The following is a 17,528-nucleotide window of genomic DNA, read 5'->3' on the forward strand; positions in this document are numbered from 1 at the left end:
GCGCTTTGGTCAGCCTCGGCGCTTTGGTCAGCCTCGCTGCTTCAGGGCCGCGGTGACCGCCTCGGCGAGGGTGGTGGTGGGGCGGCCGATGAGGCGTGACAGGTCGCCGGTTGCCACGTCGAGGCTGCCCCGCGCGATCGACGTGTCGGCGGCGGCGAGCACGCGGGCGAACCCCTCGGGCAGGCCGAACCCGATCAGCGCCTGCGCGTAGTCGTCCTCCGGCAGGTCCCGGTACGCGACCTCGGTGCCCGACTGCGCGGTGATCGTCGCGGCGAGGTCCGCCATCGAGAAGGCCACGTCGCCGCCGGTCTCGTAGATCCGCCCGGCGTGCCCGTCGCCGGTCAGCACCGCCGCCGCACCGGCGGCGAGGTCCTCCCGGGTCGCGGCGGCCACCCGGCCGTCACCGGCCGCGCCGAGGATCACGCCGTGCTCCAGCGCGGTGCCGAGGTTGCCGGTGTAGTTCTCCAGATACCAGTTGTTGCGCAGGAAGGTGTACGGCAGCCCCGACGCGACGATCAGCTCCTCCGTCGCCCGGTGCTCCGGCGCCAGCGGGTTGATCGAGGTGTCGGCCCTGGTGATGCTGGTGTACACGATGTGGCCCACGCCGGCCTTCACCGCGGCCTCGACGACGGCCCGGTGCTGCTCGACCCGCCGGCCCGCCTCGCTGCCCGACACGAACAGCAGCCGGTCGGTGCCCTCGAACGCCGGCACCAGCGTCTCCGGCCGGTCGTAGTCGGCGAGCCGGGCCGGCACGCCCAGACTCTCGCCCTTGGCCGTGTCGCGGACCGCGGCGACGACGTCGGCACCCTGCCGCTTGAGCGCGGCGACGACGAACCGGCCCAGCTGGCCGGTGGCGCCGGTGACAGTGATGGTCATGAGAACTCCCTCGTCCTAGTTGCTCTCCCACAGTAAGCACTAACTTCTAGAAAGTGCAAACCTTGAGTTACCGTTATGGCATGTCCTACGAGGAGCTGGTCTTCGACGTCTTCGCGAAGAACTGCACGTCGCGACCGGTCATGGACACCGTCGCCGGCCGCTGGGGCATCCTGTCGATGGCGGCCCTGCTGGACGGCACCCACCGGTTCAATGAGCTGCGCCGCCGCGTCGACGGCGTCAGCGAGAAGATGCTGTCGCAGACCCTGCACGCCCTGGAGCGCGACGGCCTCGTCCTGCGCACCGTGCAGAGCACGATCCCGCCCCGCGTCGAGTACAGCCTCACCGACGCCGGCCGCCGCATCGCGACGAAGCTCCTCGAGCTGATCGAGCTGGTCGAGGCCGAGATGCCCGGCATCGCCGTCGCCCAGGCCCGCTACGACGACTCCCGCTGACGCGCGGCATCCCGGCGCCTCTGCTCAGGTCGTGGCGTGGGCCTCGATCAGCTCCGCCACCCGCAGCAGCGGCCCGACCTGCGCCGGGATGCGCTCCGGCGCCCCGATCCGCCCCTGTACGAAGGTCAGCAGCTCGTTGCCCTCAACACTCCAGTCGGGCAGCCACCCCGCGACGTGCTCGGCGATCAGCGTCCCGCCGATCACCGCTCGGACCAGGCTCGCGTCCTGCGCGTTCACCCGGTACGCCCGGTCGAACGCCTCGATCCCCACCGCCGTCGCCCGGTCCCCGAACATCGACCGCCACAGCTTCGACCCGCCGCCCCGCCGGTGCACGGCCACACTCGGCCGGGGCGTCCGCAGCCGCACGACCACCGCTATGTAGTGATGCGTCGTGGTCGTCGTGTGGGTGGCCCCGTTGGCGTCGGTCGACGTCGACGTCGTCGTGTACGAGTAGTCCCCCACCGCCACCGGCCGCCCGCCCAACGTGCCGAACAGCGCCAGCGACACGCCCCGCCGGTTGCCCCCCGGCATCCGCCGCCCCCACTCGACCTGCGGCCTCTCCACCACCTGCCAGCCGTGCCGCTTCGCCCAGACCCGCAGCGCCTCCCGCCGCTCCCGCTCCCGCCGCGCGGCCACCACCGCCGAGACGACGATCAGCGCGACGACCACCCCGAAGCAGGCGATGACGCTCACCACGATCGCCGAGGCCTCCATGACCTAACGCTAAGGTCCCTGCGCCAGCCCCGCCTCGCGAGCAGCCATCACCCCCACCCACCGGCGGGACGCGGGCCCGCCGCCGGGTCGGCCTTGCCGGCCCGTGGCCGCGGAACTCCGGCGCCCTCAGCCACCGAGCTGCCGCGGCCACGGACCCACGCGAACAGCTCCCCTAGCCCGCGACCAGCAGCGCCTCCACCGCGTCCGCCGCTTCGTGGTGCGTAGCGAGCAGCGCCTGGACCGGCGAGCCCCCGGGCCCCACGTCGCCACCACCGGACGCCCCGAGGGCGTCGAGGTCGACCCAGCCGGGCGCCGCCTCGTCGGCACCGCTCAACCCGAGCAGCTCGGCCACCCCGTCGCAGGCCGCCCGGTGCTCCGCCAGCAGCCGCGCCACCGGCATCGCCGCATCCCACCGGTCCGACCCGGGCACGAAGCCGTCGCCGAAGGACCCACCCGCGGCACCGGACCGAAGTCCAGCGAATCCGGCCCCGGTGAGTCCGGCCCCGGTGAGTCGGCCCCCGGCGGCACCGGCCAACCCGGCCGCCCCGGCGAATCCGGCCCCGACCGCACCGGCGACCCCGGCGGCACCGGCCAACCCGGCGGCGCCAGGCAACCCGGCGGCACCGGTCGGCGCGGCAGGCGTCGTCCACGGCGGGACCCAGGAGTCGACGGCCGGCAGGGTGGCCGGGAAGGTCCGGCCCGCCTCGCGGATCAGGACCGGCACCAGCTCCGCGGCCTGATCGCGCAGCGTGGTGATGAGCGTCGGCAGCCACGGCAGCAGCACCGGGTCGGGCAGCCGGGCGAACGCGTCCGACATCACCTCGACCACGAACGCGGCCAGCTTCGGCACCGGCTCCAGCGCCTGGACGAACCCGCTCAGGTACTGCGGGAACGTCGGCACCACCAGCGGATTGCCGAGCAGCTCCGCGCACCGGGCCCGCAGATCCGCCAGTGGCAGCAGGCCGAGCTGGTGGTGCGCGGCCCACAGCAGCGCGACCTTCGCCGGCGCCTCGGGGTGCGACTGCCGGACGGCGATCTCCAGCTGGGCCCGGTCGCAGCCGAGGGACAGCGCGAGACCCTCCATCGAGAAGAGGAACCCGAGCATCGCGCCGACCTGCCGGACGCCGGTCTCGTCGTCGACGAACGCGGTCGGCAGCAGCGTGCAGTAGTGCGCATAGCCGGCGGTGACGAACGCCCCGCACCACGCGGGCAGCTCCGGCTCGGTCGCCCGGTAGTGCGCCAGCAGCCGCCGGATGCGGCGCAGCACGTCGGGGGCGTCGTCGACGGTGCGCTCGGCGGCGAGCAGCTCCACGGCCCGCGCGCCGAGCTCGTCGGTGAACCGCCGGCTGCCGAGGAACAGGATCGAGTCCTCCACGGCCCGCAGGGCGGTGGCCGCGGTCGCGTCGGGGGCGTACACGGTCCGGCGGAGCCGGCGCTCCACCACCTGCTCGACGGTGACCCCTTCGTAGCCCAGCTCGATGATGTACCGCTGGTGCTTGCCGATCGAGAGGTCCCAGCTCTCCTGGATGGAGCGCTCACCGAGCCGGCGCGAGCCCATGATGGGCCGGACCGCGCCGTCGGGCAGCAGATAGCGCAGCATCCACAGCAGGTGCGAGCACGGCTGCAGCTCGGGCCGGCCGTTGAGGTCGAGCAGCGCCCGCTGCACGGTGCTCTTGCGCAGGTCGAGGCCGATCGGGGCGAGCCGGTCATACACGTCGCGGGCCAGCGGCGGCAGCGCGTCGTAGCCGACCTGCCCGATCCGGTCGCCGCCGAGCAGGATCTCGCAGAGCCGGCGCACGTCGCGGCGGCCCGGCACCACGTCCTTCTCGATACAGGTGACCGCCGCGTCCTGGAAGTCGTACGGCGTCGGCCGGGCCCGGTTGCGCATCCCGGCGAGCAGGATCGAGGTCTCGAACACGGCGATCGCGTCGGCGGTGCTGGCCAGGTAGCCGTTGCGCCGGGCGAGCCGGACGATGTCGACGCACCAGCCGAGCAGCTCCTCCTCGTCGAAGCCGTGCAGGTCGGGCGGGCTGGCCAGGAACTGGCTCAGCTGGTCGGCGACGGGCGCCGCCGGGACCGCCGCGACGGCCGAGCCGGCCGCCCGCTTCCGGCTGCCGCGCTGGCCTTCGAGCTGGAACGTGTCGAGCTTCGACCGGCTGACCGCCTTCGCCCACGTCGCCGCCGCGATCGACACGGAGCCCGGGGCCAGCCCGAACTGGCCCTCGATCGCCGAGTGGCTGGACGGGATCAGCCCGTAGAGCCACTTCGTCGCGGTGCGCGGAGTGATCTCGAACGGTGCGGCGTCCGGCCCGGTGCCGAACTGCTCGACCCGGCTGGCCGCGTGGAAGGCGCCGCACACGTAGAGGCAGTCGGCGCGGTCGACGCCGGACGCCGCGAGGTGCTCGCGCATGCGCGTCCACATGTAGCGCTCGCGGTCCTCGTCGACGGTGACCCGGTCGGCGTCGCTGGGTGCCAGCCGCCGGAAGAGACTGCCGATGAGCACCATGACCTGCCGGTAGGTGGCGTAGTCGGCGTCGACGAGCGGCTGCTCGACATACTGGTCCCACCACTCCGACCAGTGCCGCACCTTGCCGTGGTGCAGCAGGTGCGCCTCCAGCTCGGCGAAGCGCGGCCGCAGGTCGCCGATCTCGATGCCGACGGCGTCGCCGTGCAGGTCGCCGGCGTCGTCCTCGCCTGCGGCGGCCGCCTCGCCGTGCCCGGCGGTGCCGGGGTCGGTGTCGGGATCGGCGTGCGGGTCGGGCTCGGCGGCGGACGCGCGCGGCTGCCATTGGAAGACGTGGTCGGTGGAGCGGTCGACCAGCACCAGCTCGACGCCCGGGGTGTCCAGCGCGTAGGCGATGGCCTGGTACTCGGCGGAGGCCTCGGTGATCGGCGCGATGACACTGAGCGGGCCCCAGTCCTTCGGGAACGTGTCGAGCTCGGAGGCGAACGCCTGCAGCGCCACCGGCAGCCGGCAGTTGCGCAGCTCCGTCAGCAGCGGCGCGAGGTCCTCGCACAGCTCCAGGTAGATGACCTTCGGCTGCTTCTCGCGCAGCCGGCGGACCATGGCGAGGGCGGACGCCGGCGAGTGGTGGCAGACCGGGAAGATCTCCAGCTCCTCGCGCAGCGCCCGGTCGACGTCGTCGACGATCCCGGCGAGGATCTCCGGCACGGCGCCCGGTGCCGCGGCGAACCTGGTCGCCGCCTCGACGAGCTGCTGCCGCAGCGCCCCGAAAGGCTCACTCATGACAGGGTGGCGATCGCCTCGCGGCCGCCCTCCAGGAAGGCCGGCCAGTCCCCGCCGTCCTGCTTGCTGCGCGGCTCGACGACGCCGTGCCAGTACTTGTTGAGGATCGCCAGGTCCTCGGGGCTGCGCCGGGCGAGCGACCCGACGAGCGAGCCGGCGAGGGTCTGCGCGCGCAGCGTGCGGTCGCCGAAGAAGGTGCTGTGCAGGATCGCGTCCTCCAGCACGCCGATCTGTTCGGCGGTCGACAGCGCCGACTCGAGCTTCTCGTCGTCGCTGGTCGCCGACGCCGCGGCGGTGCGCAGGTCGGCGAAGCTCTGCAGCAGGATGTCGAGCAGGTTGGGCGGCACGTCGAGCTCGATCTGGTGGCGGCGCAGCAGCTCCGTGGTGCGGAACCGGACGATCTCCGCCTCGCTGCGCTTGTTGGTCACCACGGGGATACGCACGAAGTTGAACCGGCGCTTGAGCGCCGAGGACAGGTCGTTGACCCCGCGGTCACGGCTGTTGGCGGTCGCGATGATCGAGAATCCGGGCTGCGCGAAGACGATGTTGTCGTCGTCGAGCTCGGGGATCGACACGTACTTCTCCGACAGGATCGAGATGAGCGCGTCCTGCACGTCGCTGGTGGAACGGGTCAGCTCCTCGAACCGGCCGATGACGCCGCGCTCCATCGCCGTCATGATCGGCGACGGGATCATCGACGCCCGGGACTGGCCCTTCGCGATGACCATCGAGACGTTCCACGAATACTTGATGTGGTCCTCGGTGGTGCCGGCGGTGCCCTGCACGACGAGCGTCGAGTTGCGCGAGATGGCCGCGGCCAGCAGCTCGGCGAGCCAGCTCTTGCCGGTGCCCGGGTCACCGATGAGCAGCAGCCCGCGGTCGGAGGCGAGCGTCACGATGCTGCGCTCGACGAAGCTGCGGTCGCCGAACCACTTCTGCGACACCTCGCGGTCGAGGCCGTCGGCGCGCTCGGAGCCGAGGATGAACAGGCGGACCATCTTGGGGCTGAGCCGCCACGAGAACGGCTTGGGCCCGTCGTCGATCGACTCGAGCCAGTCGAGCTCGTCGGCGTACTTGACCTCGGCGGGGGCGCGCAGCATGTCGTCGGTCATGTCGGTCTCCTATGCGAGGAAGTTCTTGAGTTCGGTGATGAGCTTGCGGATGTGGCCGGAGATCACGGGCGTGCCCATGTCCTTGAACCGCTGGCGGAACCACGGGTTGACGCTCTGCTGCCCGCCGCTGCTGACGGAGCCGATCGGGATGAACTTGACCCCGGATCGGTGGACTGCCTGGATGCCTTCCAGCAGCGGCTGTGAGCGGTCGAACTCGTAGAAGTCGGAGATCCAGACCATCACCGTGTTGCTCGGGTCGGCGATCTTCGGCCGGGCCATGGCCATGGCGACCGGCCCGTCGTTGCCGCCGCCGAGCCGGGTGCGCAGCAGCACCTCGAACGGGTCGTGCACCCACGGGGTCAGGTCCAGCGCCCGGGTGTCATAGGCGATGAGGTGCACGTCGACCTTCGGCAGCCCGGCGAAGATCGAGGCGAGGATGGTGCAGTTGACCATCGAGTCGACCATCGAGCCGGACTGGTCGACGACGACGACGAGCCGCGCCGGGGTGGTGCGCTTCGCGGTCTGCCGGTAGAAGAGCCGGTCGACGTAGAGCCGCTCGTCGTCGGGGCTCCAGTTGGTCAGGTTCTTCCAGATGGTGCGCTCGAGGTCGAGGTTGCGGTAGACGCGCTTCGGCGGCACCGACCGGTCGATCACGCCGGCGCTGCTCTGCTGCACCTGGGTGCGCAGCACCTCGGCGACCTCGTCGACGAACCGGCGGATCAGCGCCTTGGCGTTGGCGAGGGCGACGCCGGACAGGTTGCTCTTGTCGCGCAGCAGCTGCTCGATGAGCGACATGCTCGGCGTCAGCTGCTTGGCGAGCGCCGGGTTGGCCAGGACCTCCCGCAGGTGCATCCGCTTGACCAGGTCGCCCTCCAGGCCGCCGAGGACCCCGGCGAGGCCACCCGCGTTGGGCTTGCCGCGCAGCTCGCCCGGGCCCATGCCGAGGGCCCGCTCGAACCAGCCGGCGTCGGCCTGCCAGTTGGCCAGCTGGCCGGCGCTCACGTTGCCGCTGCCGGTGGCGAACACGTTGATCAGCAGCTTGGACACCAGGGCCGCGCGGCGGACCTCGTCGCCCTCCGGAAGCTCCCGCGGTGCCCCCTGCTCGCCGTCCCCGCCGGGCGTCATCAGCCCGTCGAACGCGCCGGCGAGATCGGGGTGGCGCTGCACCAGGTTGTCCACGGAGACGCCCGGGTCGAGCAGGGCCGCGGGCAGGCCGATGTCCTCGACGATGGCGACGCTCGCGGTCTCCAGGGCGTGCTGCTCGTCGGTCTGGAAGACGCGGGCCAGCATCCGCCAGTAGAGGACCTGGCGACGGTTCTCATCGCTCATTTGCGCAGCAACCTTCCGGCCCGCTCGCGCAGCACCGCGACCGCGTCGCCGGCCGCCGCGGCCGCCTTGACCACCTTCGGGTCGGTGGGCCCGAGCGCCCAGTCGGTGGTGTGCGCCGCGACGGGCTGCCGCTTGACCATGGTCAGCACCGCGAGCGGCTGCAGCGACCAGCCGCCGTCGTCCCAGCGCAGCAGCCCGATGCAGGCGTGCGAGGCGGCGACGAGCTGCGGGGTCAGCGGCCCGCACGCCGGCAGCCGGCCGGTGTCGACGGTGATCTTCTGGTCGGCGAGCGTGAACGCGCCGTCGGCGGCCGTGTAGCCCTCGACGAGCACCGGCTCGCCGATGCGGGCGGGGTGGCGCTCCAGCGGTGGCACCGGCGGCGCGGTGGCGTCGGCGAGCAGCACCCGGGCGGTGGCGAACGGGTCGGCCGGCGGCCCCGCCTTGGCCAGCGCGTCGCTCCACACGAGGTCGCCGCCGGCCAGCAGCGGCATGTCGGTGACGTCGAGCGTCAGGCGCTCCGCGAGCGCGCCGAGCAGCACCGGGTGCGCGGCGAACAGCCGCCACACGGCGGGGCCGACGATGGTGTCGACCTTCGGCGCGGCGACGCTGGTGCGCACCAGCCGCGGTGCCGCGCCGGGCGCCTCGAGGATGCCGTGGACCTGCACCTGCACGGCGGTGGCGTGCTCGTGGACGTCGGCGCCGAGCAGCAGCAGCCGCCCGGTGACCGGCGCGGCCGGCGTGCCTCGCCCGCCGTCCTGCGCCAGGAGCATCGCGCGGCTCCACAGGTCGCCCCACCGCCGCACCGGCAGCCGGTCCATGGTCGCGATCGGGCTGCACGCGCGCAGCTCGGCGGCGAGCCCGTCGAGCAGGGTCGCCAGGCGCCGCAGCCGCGGCTGGGCCAGGGACGCCTCGATGACCTGCCCGGCGGCGGTGACCAGGTCGTGGTCGACGCCGCGCCAGCCGGTGATGGCCAGCTCCCGCAGCCACGAGCGGCTCCCGGCGAGCAGGTTGCCGGCGGACGCGGCCTCGCCGGTGCCGCCAGGCAGGTTGCCGACGGCCGCCCGGGTGCGCCCGAGCGCCGCGTCGGCCTGGCCGAGCAGGGCGTCGTGGACCGCGCCGAACAGCGCCGACCGGGCACCGGCGAGGGCGAGCAGGTGCTCGTCGGAGACCGACCCGGCGGCGATCTTGTCGACGGCCTCGGCGACCCGGTCGCGCAGTGGGCTGCCGCTGAACGCGTCGGCGAAGCCGGCGAGCGCCGACGGGGACATCCTGGCGAGGCCGTCGGCCAGGGCATGATCGAGGGAGCCGGCCACGTCGAGGGCCTCGGACACGCCCGGCGCGGGGTCGGCGACGAGCGCGCCGAGCTGGGTGGGAAGCATCAGCGGGCCGTCCCGACCGACGGGAACCAGTGCAGCTCCGGCACGGGCAGCGTGGTGTCGGGCAGCTCCAGGTAGGCCAGGTGCCGCAGGAAGCTGCTGAACACGGTCGCCGCCGGGGCCGGCTCGTGGTGTGCGCGCAGGCCGGCGGCGAGGCTGCGGCCCTCTTCGACGTCGATGCGCAGGTAGCGGGCGACGCGGTCGGCGCCATACTGCAGCACCGCCTCGTCGAGCAGCGCCTGCAGGTGCTTGCACGGATAGGACCCGCGCAGCCCGCCGCAGGGCCGGTTGTTGTTGGTGCTGCAGCTCAGGCCGTGGCTGCCGGCCCCGATCGAGGAGACATAGACCCGCTCCACGTCGGAGCCGCTCGACACGACTCCCTGCAACCGCCCGTCGGCCAGCTCGACGAACGGCACCTTGGCCAGCTTGCGGGGCTTCACCGGCGGGATGATGGGCGCTACCGAGCGCCGCTCAACGTCCACGGCCATCGACCTCCAGCGTCGGACTCCTTGACGCCGGTAGTTCTACAGCATCGGTACGACAAAAAATCCAGCGGAGGCATCGCAGCAGCAAGGGATGCCTCCAACACCGTGGAGGCATCCACGGTGACCGATTTACTAGATCACGCTCGCGTGTCCGGCGACCAATCGCCACCCCGAGGCGTCGTCGAAGATCCAGGTGCGGGTGTACCGCATCCGCGCCTCGAAGTCCGCGCCGTTGAACGTGCCCGCGAGCCGGCCGACGAACCACGTGACCCCGGTCCGCCCGTCGACCAGGCAGCGCAGGTCCTCCTCCTGCACCGCGGTCATCGTCTGGGCGCCGGAGCGGTGCAGGCGCAGGTCGTCCTCCTTGCCGTACAGCCGCCCGTCCGGACCGGTGAAGATCAGGCGCTCGTCGATCAGCTCGTCGAGCACCGCCACGTCACTGGCCAGCTGGGCGGCCTGCAGGCGCCGCTCGGCGGCCTGCAGGCGCTCCAGTGCGGCGGGACCGGTCACAGCGTGCGCGCCAGGCGGTCGGCGACCAGGCGGGTGAAGCGGGACGGGTCGGTGAGCTCCCCGCCCTCGGCGAGCAGCGCCACGCCGTACAGCAGCTCCGCCGTCTCGACCAGGCCGGCCTCATCGGCGGGGCCGGCCGCGTGCGCCGAGCGCAGGCCCGTGACCAGGGGGTGCGCCGGGTTCAGCTCCAGGATCCGCTTGGTGCGCGGCATCTCCTGACCCATCGCGCGGTACATCTTCTCCAGGGTGGGGGTGATGTCGTGCGCGTCGCCGACGATGCACGCCGCGGACGTGGTGAGGCGCGAGGACAGCCGGACCTCCTTGACGTCCTCCTGGAGCTTCTCGCCGAGCCAGGTCAGCAGCGGTGCGAACTCCTCCCGCTGCTCCGGCGCCGTCTCGGAGGCGCCGAGGTCGACCTGGCCCTTCGCGATCGACTGCAGCGGCTTGCCGTCGAACTCGGTGATCCGCTCGACCCACACCTCGTCGACGGGATCGGTGAGGATCAGCACCTCGTAGCCCTTGGCCAGGAACGCCTCCATGTGCGGCGAGTGCTCGACCATGGCGCGCGACTCGCCGGTCATGTAGTAGATGTCCTTCTGGTCCTCCTTCATCCGCGACACGTAGTCGCGCAGCGTCGTCAGCTCGCTCGACGCGGTGGACGGCAGCAGGAGCAGGTCCAGCAGCGTGTCGCGGTTGTCGGTGTCGTCGAGCAGGCCCTCCTTGAGCGCCCGGCCGAACTCGTCCCAGAAGCCGCGGTACTTCTCGGCGTCCTTCTCCCGCAGCTCGGACAGCGTCGAGAGGACCTTCTTCACCAGCCGGCGGCGCACCACCTGGATCTGCCGGTCCTGCTGGAGGATCTCGCGGGAGATGTTGAGCGACAGGTCGTGCGCGTCGACGACGCCCTTGACGAACCGCAGGTACTGCGGGGTGAGCGCCTCGCAGTCGTCCATGATGAACACGCGCTTCACGTAGAGCTGCACGCCGCGCTTGCCGTCGCGCATGTACAGGTCGAACGGCGCCCGGGACGGGATGAACAGCAGGGCCTCGTATTCGAACGTGCCCTCGGCCTTCATGTGGATCGTCTCGAGCGGATCGGTCCAGTCGTGCGAGACGTGCTTGTAGAACTCGTGGTATTCCTCGTCGCTGACCTCGCTGCGGGGGCGGGCCCAGAGCGCTTTCATCGAATTCAGCGGCGCTTCCGACCCGTCGAGACGGATGGGCCAGGCGATGAAGTCGGAGTAGCGCTTGACGATCTCGCGGATCTTCCACTCCGCGGAGTAGTCGTGCAGCTGGTCCTCGGCGTCCTCGGGCTTGAGGTGCAGCGTGACCGAGGTGCCCTGGGGCGCGTCGTCGACGGCCTCGATCTGGTACGTGCCCTCACCGGTGGACTCCCAGCGGGTGCCCCCGGTCTCACCGGCCCGCCGGGTCACCAGCGTGACCTTGTCGGCGACCATGAACGTCGAGTAGAACCCGACGCCGAACTGCCCGATCAGCTCCTGCTTCGCGGCGGCGTCCTTCGACTCGCGCATCTTGCGCAGCAGTTCGGCGGTGCCCGACTTCGCGATCGTGCCGATCAGTTCGACGACCTCGTCACGGGACATCCCGATCCCGTTGTCCCGGACCGTCAGGGTCCGGTCCTCGGCCGACACCGCCAGCGAGATGTGCAGGTCGTCGGTGTCGGCCACCAGCTCCTTGTCGATCAGCGACTGGAGCCGGAGCTTGTCCAGAGCATCGGAGGCATTGGAGATCAGTTCCCGCAGGAAGATGTCCTTGTTCGAGTAGATCGAGTGGACCATCAATTGCAGGAGCTGCCGCGTCTCGGCCTGAAACTCCAGCGTTTCGCTGCTCACGTGAAACCCCTTCCGTGAAGATGCCGCAGAAAAGAATACGTGGCTGCTGCGGTACAAAGGTGACCATGCGGCGGTACCTGCTCAGCGTGATCGAACCCAGTGAAGGCGACCCTCCGTCGCCGCAGGAGATGGCGGACATCGCCGCGGACGTGGCGCGGTTCGACCAGGAGCTGCGCGAGGCCGGCGTGTGGGTGTTCTCGGGCGGGCTGTTCCCGCCGGCCACCGCGACCGTGCTGCGCCCGAAGGACGGCGGCGTCCTGGTGAGCGACGGGCCGTTCGTCGAGGGCAAGGAGCACCTGGGCGGCTTCTGCGTCATCGACGTCGAGGACCTCGACGAGGCCCTGGAGTGGGCCGGCAAGGCGATGCGCGCCACCCGGCTGCCGATCGAGGTGCGGCCGTTCCAATGAGGGATCCGGTCGAGCGGGCGTTCCGCGAGCAGTACGGCCGCGCGGTCGCCGTCCTGGTCAGGCTGCTCGGCGACATCGACCTCGCGGAGGAGGCGGTGCAGGAGGCGTTCGCCGCGGCGGTCGAGCACTGGGCGCACGACGGCCCGCCGCCGAGCCCCGCCGGCTGGATCATCACCACCGCCCGCAACCGTGCCGTCGACCGGCTGCGCCGCGAGGCGAAACGCGACGACCGGCACCGCGAGGCGGCCCTGCTCTTCGCCGGCGAGGCACGGGAGGAGCCGCCCGACCGGCTGCGGCTGATCTTCACCTGCTGCCACCCGGCGCTGTCCACCGCCGCGCAGGTGCCGCTCACCCTGCGGTTGCTCGGCGGGCTCAGCACCGCGGAGATCGCGCACGCGCTGCTCGTGCCGGAGGCGACCGTCGCCCAGCGCATCGTCCGCGCGAAGCAGAAGATCCGCGACGCCGGGATCCCGTACCGGGTGCCGCCGACACGGCACCTGCCCGACCGGTTGCAGGCCGTCCTGGCCGTCATCTACCTCATCTTCAACGAGGGGTACGCGGCCAGCTCCGGTCCGCTGCTGATCCGTGACGACCTGTGCGCGGAGGCGATCCGGCTCGGCCGGTTGCTGCACGAGCTGCTGCCCGACGAGCCGGAGGCGACCGGACTGCTCGCGTTGATGCTGCTCACCGAGGCGCGCCGGGCCGCGCGGACCGGACCGGGCGGCGAGCAGGTCCTGCTGCGCGACCAGGACCGCAGCCGCTGGGACGAGCGCCTTGTCGCCGAGGGCCACCGGCTCGTCCGGCAGTGCCTGGACGGCGGCCGCCCCGGCCCCTACCAGCTGCAGGCCGCGATCAACGCCGTGCACACCGACGGCCCGACCACCGATTGGCGGCAGGTGTTGCAGCTGTACGACCAGCTGCTGCACGTGTCACCGACGCCCGTCGTGGCGCTCAACCGAGCGGTCGCCGTCGCCGAGGTGGCCGGTCCGGCCGCCGCCCTGGACCTGGTCGAGGCCCTCGACCTGCCCCGCTACCACGTGTTCCACACCGTGCGGGGTGACCTGCTGCGGCGGTTGGGGCGCGAGCCGGAGGCGCGGGAGGCGTTCCGCCGGGCGGCCGATCTGGCCGGCAACGACGTCCAGCGGTCATACCTTCAGGCACGAAGCTCTTCCGAACGGTGACGAGCGGTGGCACGCTCGAATGGTGAACCACGCAGCCTTGGCCGAGCTCCTCGCGATCTCATTCATGGTCGCCGTCCTCGCCCTCGCGATCGTCGCGGTCCCCGCACCGAAACGCCGTGACGGCGGCGACGCCCGCGGGATGAGCGCCGACCCGCGCGCGTGGCGCGGCAACTTCTACGTCAACCCGGATGATCCCGCGCTGTTCGTCCCGAAGCGCCAGGGCGCCGGCTGGACCCTCAACCTCGCCCACAAATGGACCTGGCGGCTGGTCTGGCTGACGATCGGTTCACTGGTCGCGACCATCGTCCTGCACACCACCCTCGTGCACGACTGACGCCGCCCGTTCCAGGCGGCGGGCCAACGCGAGGAGCTCGGCGCGCAGCGCGTCGGGGCGGCGGACGGTGAAGTCGCAGCCCAGGCCGGCGAGCAGTCCGGCCACCCCGTCGAGGCGCTCGGCGCGGCAGGTGAGCAGGACACCGTCCGGGTGGTCGGTGAGGGTACCGACGACGGGTGGGATGCGGCGGGCGGCGTCGGCGAGCCCGGTGCGCAGCAGCACCTCGACGTCGTGCTGGTAGGGCACCGCCGCGAGCCCGGCGACCACGTGGGCGGCCGGGTCGAAACCCTCCGGCGGGTCGAAGCCCACGTCCAGCGCCGTGATCGAACGGATCCGGTCCAGCCGCAGCGTGCGCGGCTCGCCGCTGCGATGGTCGTGGCCGGCCGTATACCACCGTCCGTTGTGGACCACGACACCGTACGGGTCGAAATCACGCTCCGTGTCGTCGCCGCGCCAGGAGCGGTAGGTCACCCGGACGCGGCGGTGCGCGCGGGCCGCCGCGCCGAGCGCGAGGAGGTGGCCGGCCGGTGGGGGCGCCGCGTCGCGGGCGGGCGCGACGAAGCTGAGCGTCTCGCGGACCGCCCGGACCCGCTCGCGCAGCTGCGCCGGCAGGACCCGCTCGATCTTGGCCAGCGCGAGCGGGGTCGTCACGCCCTGCCGGGCGGCGACGAGCAGGCCGAACACCACGGCGACGGCCTCGTCGTCGGTGAGCATCAGCGGCGGCAGCTTGTAGCCGGGCAGCAGCCGGTAGCCGCCGTGCCGGCCGCGGGTCGCCTGGACCGGCACGCCCAGGTCGGCGAGGGTGCCGGCGTAGCGCCGGACGGTGCGGCCGTCGACGTCGAGGCGTCGGGCCAGCTCAGGGCCGGTCAGGCCGGGCTGCGCCTGCAGCAGCTCCAGCATCGCGAGGACCTTTTCGGTGGACTGCGCCACCTGTTCTGTATATCAGGGCGGAATCGGCCCGGATTCGGTTCTACGGTCGTGGCATGACGAACTTCATCCTGGTGCCGGGCATGTGGCTGGGTGGTTGGGCGTGGGACGCGGTCGCGGACCGGCTCCGGGCGTCCGGCCACGACGTGACGGCGCTCACCCTCGACTCGAGCCCGGGCACGACCCTCGACACCCACATCGAACAGGTGGTCTCCGCGATCGGCGATGCGGAGGATGTCGTACTGGTGGGCCACAGCTACGGCGGGCTCCCCGTGCGCGGCGCGGCGGACCGGGTGCCGCGGCGGGTCGCCCGGGTGATCTATGTGGACAGCGGCCCGGTGCCCGACGGCGTGTCGCAGGCCGACCTGGGCGCACCGGCCACTGTGGAGGAAGGGCTCATCGCGCCGCCGTCCTTCGACCCGGCCGACAACCCGGTGCAGTTCGCCGGCCTCGACGGCATGACGGCGTGGATCCGTGCGCGGGCGGTGCCGCACCCCGCGGCCAGCGCCGAGTCGCCGCTGAAGCTCAACGGTCCCGACCAGCCGCCGACCGATCTGCTGTGCACGACGTTCGCGGCGCGGGACGTACATCGGATGATCGAGCAGAACCATCCGTTCTTCAGCGGGCTGGACCGGCGCGACTACCGCGTCCACGAGCTGCCGACCGGCCACTGGCCGATGTTCAGCCGGCCGGACGACCTCGCGGCGATGCTGCACGACCTGGTGTCGTAGATCCGGCCAGGTTCCCACGGGTTCCGGCCAGCGAGGTGGCAGGAGTGGGCGCCGGCGGTAGGTTCTGGCCATGCTGACGGTGGCGGTGCTGGCCCTCGACGGGGTGATCCCGTTCGACCTGGCCACGCCACTGGAGGTGTTCGGCCGGACGCTGCTGCCGTCGGGCCGGCCCGCCTACCGGGTCGTGGTGTGCTCGCCGGCGCGGTCGGTGTCGGCGGGCGCCTTCCGGGTGTCGGAGCTGTCCGACCTGTCCGTCATGCGGGCGGCGGCGACGGTGATCGTGCCCGGCTGCGCGGACCCCTTCGCGCCCGTGCCGGCCGAGGTGGTGGACGCGCTGCGCGCCGCGGCCGCGGCCGGGACCCGGATCGCCTCGATCTGCTCCGGGGCGTTCGTCCTGGCCGTGGCCGGCCTGCTCGACGGGCTCCGGGCGACCACGCACTGGGTGGCCGCCGCCCAGCTCGCCGCCGCGTACCCGGCGGTCACGGTCGACCCCGGCGTCCTGTACGTCGACAACGGCCAGCTCCTCACGTCGGCCGGCGCGGCCGCCGGGCTCGACCTGTGCCTGCACCTGATCCGCCGCGACCACGGCTCCGCGGTCGCGGCCGGCGCCGCGCGGCTGTCGGTGATGCCGCTGGAGCGGGAGGGCGGGCAGGCGCAGTTCATCGTGCACGACCTGCCGCCGTCCCCGCAGGGCGCCGAGCTGGAGCCGCTGCTGCGCTGGATGCAGGACAACCTCGGCCGGGAGCTGACCCTGGAGCGGCTCGCGGCGCAGGCCGGCATGAGCGTGCGGACGCTCAACCGCCGCTTCCGCGACCAGACCGGCACGACCCCGCTGCAGTGGCTGCACCGGGCCCGGATCCGGCGCGCGCAGCACCTGCTGGAGGCGACCACCGAGCCCGTGGAGCGCATCGCCGGTCAGGTCGGGTTCGGCTCGCCGACCGCATTCCGGGACAGGTTCAAACGCATCATCGGTACTGGTCCGCACGCATATCGGCGGGCGTTCCGGGGCGCGTGAGCCGATTTTTTGTCGGTGGGTGGGTGCAGACTGCAGGCATGGGTCCGGGGAGTCGTGGTCGTAGCCACAAACGTAGACATCGCCAGCAGTCCGTCCACCGCCGCACGCCGCACCGGCGGGCTCCTTCGACCGCGGCCGGTCCACCGGGCCTGTTCGCCGCGGTCGTCGGTGAGGTCGACCCTCTCCTGCGGCGCATCCTCGGCGGCCCGGCGGCGCTCGTCCCCGACGACGACCCGACCGACGCCGAGTTCGCCGGCGCGGCGTTCGTGTCGATGGCCGCGCTCACCATCGGCGACCCGATGGCCCGGGTCACACCCGGCGGCACGCTCGAAGCGGTGCTGCTCTCCGACGTGATCCCCAGCTTCGAGCGGGCGGGCACACCGATGGCGCCGGCGGTCGTGCTCGGCCTGGGCAGCGTCGCGGGCGGCCGGGTCGCGGCCGCCGCCGCGGCGGCCGTCGAGCGCATGGTCGCGGCGGGCGCCCACCGCCCCGTGTGGTCGCCGGAGCTGGCCGGTCCGCTGCGCGCGGGCGGCTGCCACCGCCTCGTCGCCGCCGACGGCACGCCCGTCGGGCTCGGCTTCTCCGTCGCCCGCGCCGGCTGGACCCGCTCCGTCGAGTGCTACCTGGACCGCACCGACGGCCGGCTCATCCGCACGTATCTGACGTTTCTCGTCGGTGTCGGCTCGCCCGCCCACGAGCAGCAGCTCGGCGTCCGCCGCCACCTGCACGAGGCGATCCGCGCCGTCCGCGAGGACGTGCCGGCGACCGGTTTCCGCGCCCTGGTGGAGGACGCGCTGGAGCGCAGCGACGCGCACGACCGGCACCGGCCGACGCCGCTGATCGACCCGTTCGTCTTCGCCGGCGACCATCTCCCCTCGCCGATCGACGACGCGCCGGTGAGCCCGCTGACCCGCACCGTGACGCCGCTGCTGCGGGCGTGGATGCGCAGCCTGCCGCGCGAGGTCCGCAGGTTGCAATGACC

16 protein-coding genes and 1 pseudogene are annotated in these 17,528 nt (G+C 72.6%); 7 read left to right on the forward strand and 10 right to left on the reverse strand.

Going from position 1 to position 17,528, the window contains the following annotated elements:
* Nucleotides 1-27: 27 nt before the first annotated feature.
* Nucleotides 28-876: an SDR family oxidoreductase gene (locus OP18_RS42535; RefSeq protein ID WP_033364961.1), complete on the reverse strand. Its 849-nt coding sequence runs from the start codon at nt 874-876 to the stop codon at nt 28-30.
* Nucleotides 877-956: 80 nt separating this feature from the next.
* Between OP18_RS42535 and OP18_RS42540 the strand changes: the two genes are divergently transcribed.
* Nucleotides 957-1,328 carry a winged helix-turn-helix transcriptional regulator gene (locus tag OP18_RS42540; RefSeq protein WP_033364962.1) on the forward strand — a complete coding sequence of 124 codons (372 nt, stop codon included), beginning with the start codon at nt 957-959 and terminating at the stop codon, nt 1,326-1,328.
* 24 nt (nt 1,329-1,352) lie between these two features.
* Here OP18_RS42540 and OP18_RS42545 read toward each other — a convergent pair whose 3' ends face one another.
* From OP18_RS42545 to htpG, 8 genes and pseudogenes are all read right to left on the reverse strand, one after another.
* The gene (locus OP18_RS42545; protein ID WP_033364964.1) at nt 1,353-2,042 is read right to left on the reverse strand and encodes a hypothetical protein; all 690 of its coding nucleotides are present in this window, start codon (nt 2,040-2,042) and stop codon (nt 1,353-1,355) included.
* A 613-nt stretch (nt 2,043-2,655) separates the two neighbouring features.
* Nucleotides 2,656-5,289 (reverse strand): annotated as a pseudogene (locus OP18_RS42550) (DUF5682 family protein); the annotation flags it as partial.
* Nucleotides 5,286-6,401, reverse strand: coding sequence for an ATP-binding protein (locus tag OP18_RS42555; RefSeq protein WP_033364965.1), 1,116 nt, complete (start codon nt 6,399-6,401; stop codon nt 5,286-5,288). The pseudogene OP18_RS42550 and the gene OP18_RS42555, both read right to left, overlap by 4 nt.
* Nucleotides 6,402-6,410: 9 nt before the next feature.
* Nucleotides 6,411-7,730 carry a VWA domain-containing protein gene (locus tag OP18_RS42560; RefSeq protein WP_033364966.1) on the reverse strand — a complete coding sequence of 440 codons (1,320 nt, stop codon included), beginning with the start codon at nt 7,728-7,730 and terminating at the stop codon, nt 6,411-6,413.
* Complete coding sequence (locus OP18_RS42565) at nt 7,727-9,109, reverse strand: hypothetical protein (RefSeq protein ID WP_033364967.1); 1,383 nt, start codon at nt 9,107-9,109, stop codon at nt 7,727-7,729. The genes OP18_RS42560 and OP18_RS42565 overlap by 4 nt, the downstream gene beginning before the upstream one ends.
* Nucleotides 9,109-9,594 (reverse strand): hypothetical protein, encoded by a 486-nt coding sequence (locus OP18_RS42570; RefSeq protein WP_033364968.1) that lies wholly within the window; start codon nt 9,592-9,594, stop codon nt 9,109-9,111. Before OP18_RS42570 ends, OP18_RS42565 begins: the two co-directional genes overlap by 1 nt.
* A gap of 129 nt (nt 9,595-9,723) precedes the next feature.
* A complete protein-coding gene (locus tag OP18_RS42575) occupies nt 9,724-10,101 on the reverse strand; it encodes a nuclear transport factor 2 family protein (protein ID WP_033364969.1) in 378 nt (125 codons plus the stop codon).
* Nucleotides 10,098-11,951: a molecular chaperone HtpG gene (gene htpG, locus OP18_RS42580; protein ID WP_033364970.1), complete on the reverse strand. Its 1,854-nt coding sequence runs from the start codon at nt 11,949-11,951 to the stop codon at nt 10,098-10,100. The genes OP18_RS42575 and htpG overlap by 4 nt, the downstream gene beginning before the upstream one ends.
* Nucleotides 11,952-12,016: 65 nt before the next feature.
* Here htpG and OP18_RS42585 point away from each other — a divergent pair, with 65 nt between their 5' ends.
* From OP18_RS42585 to OP18_RS42595, 3 genes are read left to right on the forward strand one after another with little or no spacing between them, the layout of a single operon-like run.
* The gene (locus OP18_RS42585; protein WP_033364971.1) at nt 12,017-12,358 is read left to right on the forward strand and encodes a YciI family protein; all 342 of its coding nucleotides are present in this window, start codon (nt 12,017-12,019) and stop codon (nt 12,356-12,358) included.
* Nucleotides 12,355-13,539, forward strand: a complete 1,185-nt coding sequence (locus OP18_RS42590) for an RNA polymerase sigma factor (protein WP_033364972.1) — start codon at nt 12,355-12,357, stop codon at nt 13,537-13,539. The genes OP18_RS42585 and OP18_RS42590 overlap by 4 nt, the downstream gene beginning before the upstream one ends.
* Nucleotides 13,540-13,561: 22 nt before the next feature.
* Nucleotides 13,562-13,873, forward strand: a complete 312-nt coding sequence (locus OP18_RS42595) for a DUF5808 domain-containing protein (RefSeq protein WP_156090170.1) — start codon at nt 13,562-13,564, stop codon at nt 13,871-13,873.
* On the opposite strand, the gene OP18_RS42600 is transcribed toward OP18_RS42595, so the two are convergent.
* Nucleotides 13,826-14,803 carry a WYL domain-containing protein gene (locus OP18_RS42600; protein ID WP_033364974.1) on the reverse strand — a complete coding sequence of 326 codons (978 nt, stop codon included), beginning with the start codon at nt 14,801-14,803 and terminating at the stop codon, nt 13,826-13,828. The two genes, OP18_RS42595 and OP18_RS42600, sit on opposite strands and share 48 nt — an antisense overlap.
* A gap of 53 nt (nt 14,804-14,856) precedes the next feature.
* Between OP18_RS42600 and OP18_RS42605 the strand changes: the two genes are divergently transcribed.
* The 3 genes from OP18_RS42605 to OP18_RS42615 all read left to right on the forward strand — a co-directional run bounded on the left by OP18_RS42605 (nt 14,857) and on the right by OP18_RS42615 (nt 17,526).
* On the forward strand, nt 14,857-15,531 hold the full coding sequence (locus tag OP18_RS42605) for an alpha/beta fold hydrolase (RefSeq protein ID WP_033364975.1): 675 nt from the start codon (nt 14,857-14,859) through the stop codon (nt 15,529-15,531).
* Between the two features lie 70 nt (nt 15,532-15,601).
* Nucleotides 15,602-16,546, forward strand: coding sequence for a GlxA family transcriptional regulator (locus OP18_RS42610; protein WP_033364976.1), 945 nt, complete (start codon nt 15,602-15,604; stop codon nt 16,544-16,546).
* Nucleotides 16,547-16,584: 38 nt separating this feature from the next.
* Complete coding sequence (locus OP18_RS42615; RefSeq protein ID WP_033364977.1) at nt 16,585-17,526, forward strand: hypothetical protein; 942 nt, start codon at nt 16,585-16,587, stop codon at nt 17,524-17,526.
* The last annotated feature ends 2 nt before the right edge of the window (nt 17,527-17,528 follow it).

It is taken from the genome of Dactylosporangium aurantiacum, assembly GCF_000716715.1.
GTDB lineage: Bacteria > Actinomycetota > Actinomycetes > Mycobacteriales > Micromonosporaceae > Dactylosporangium > Dactylosporangium aurantiacum.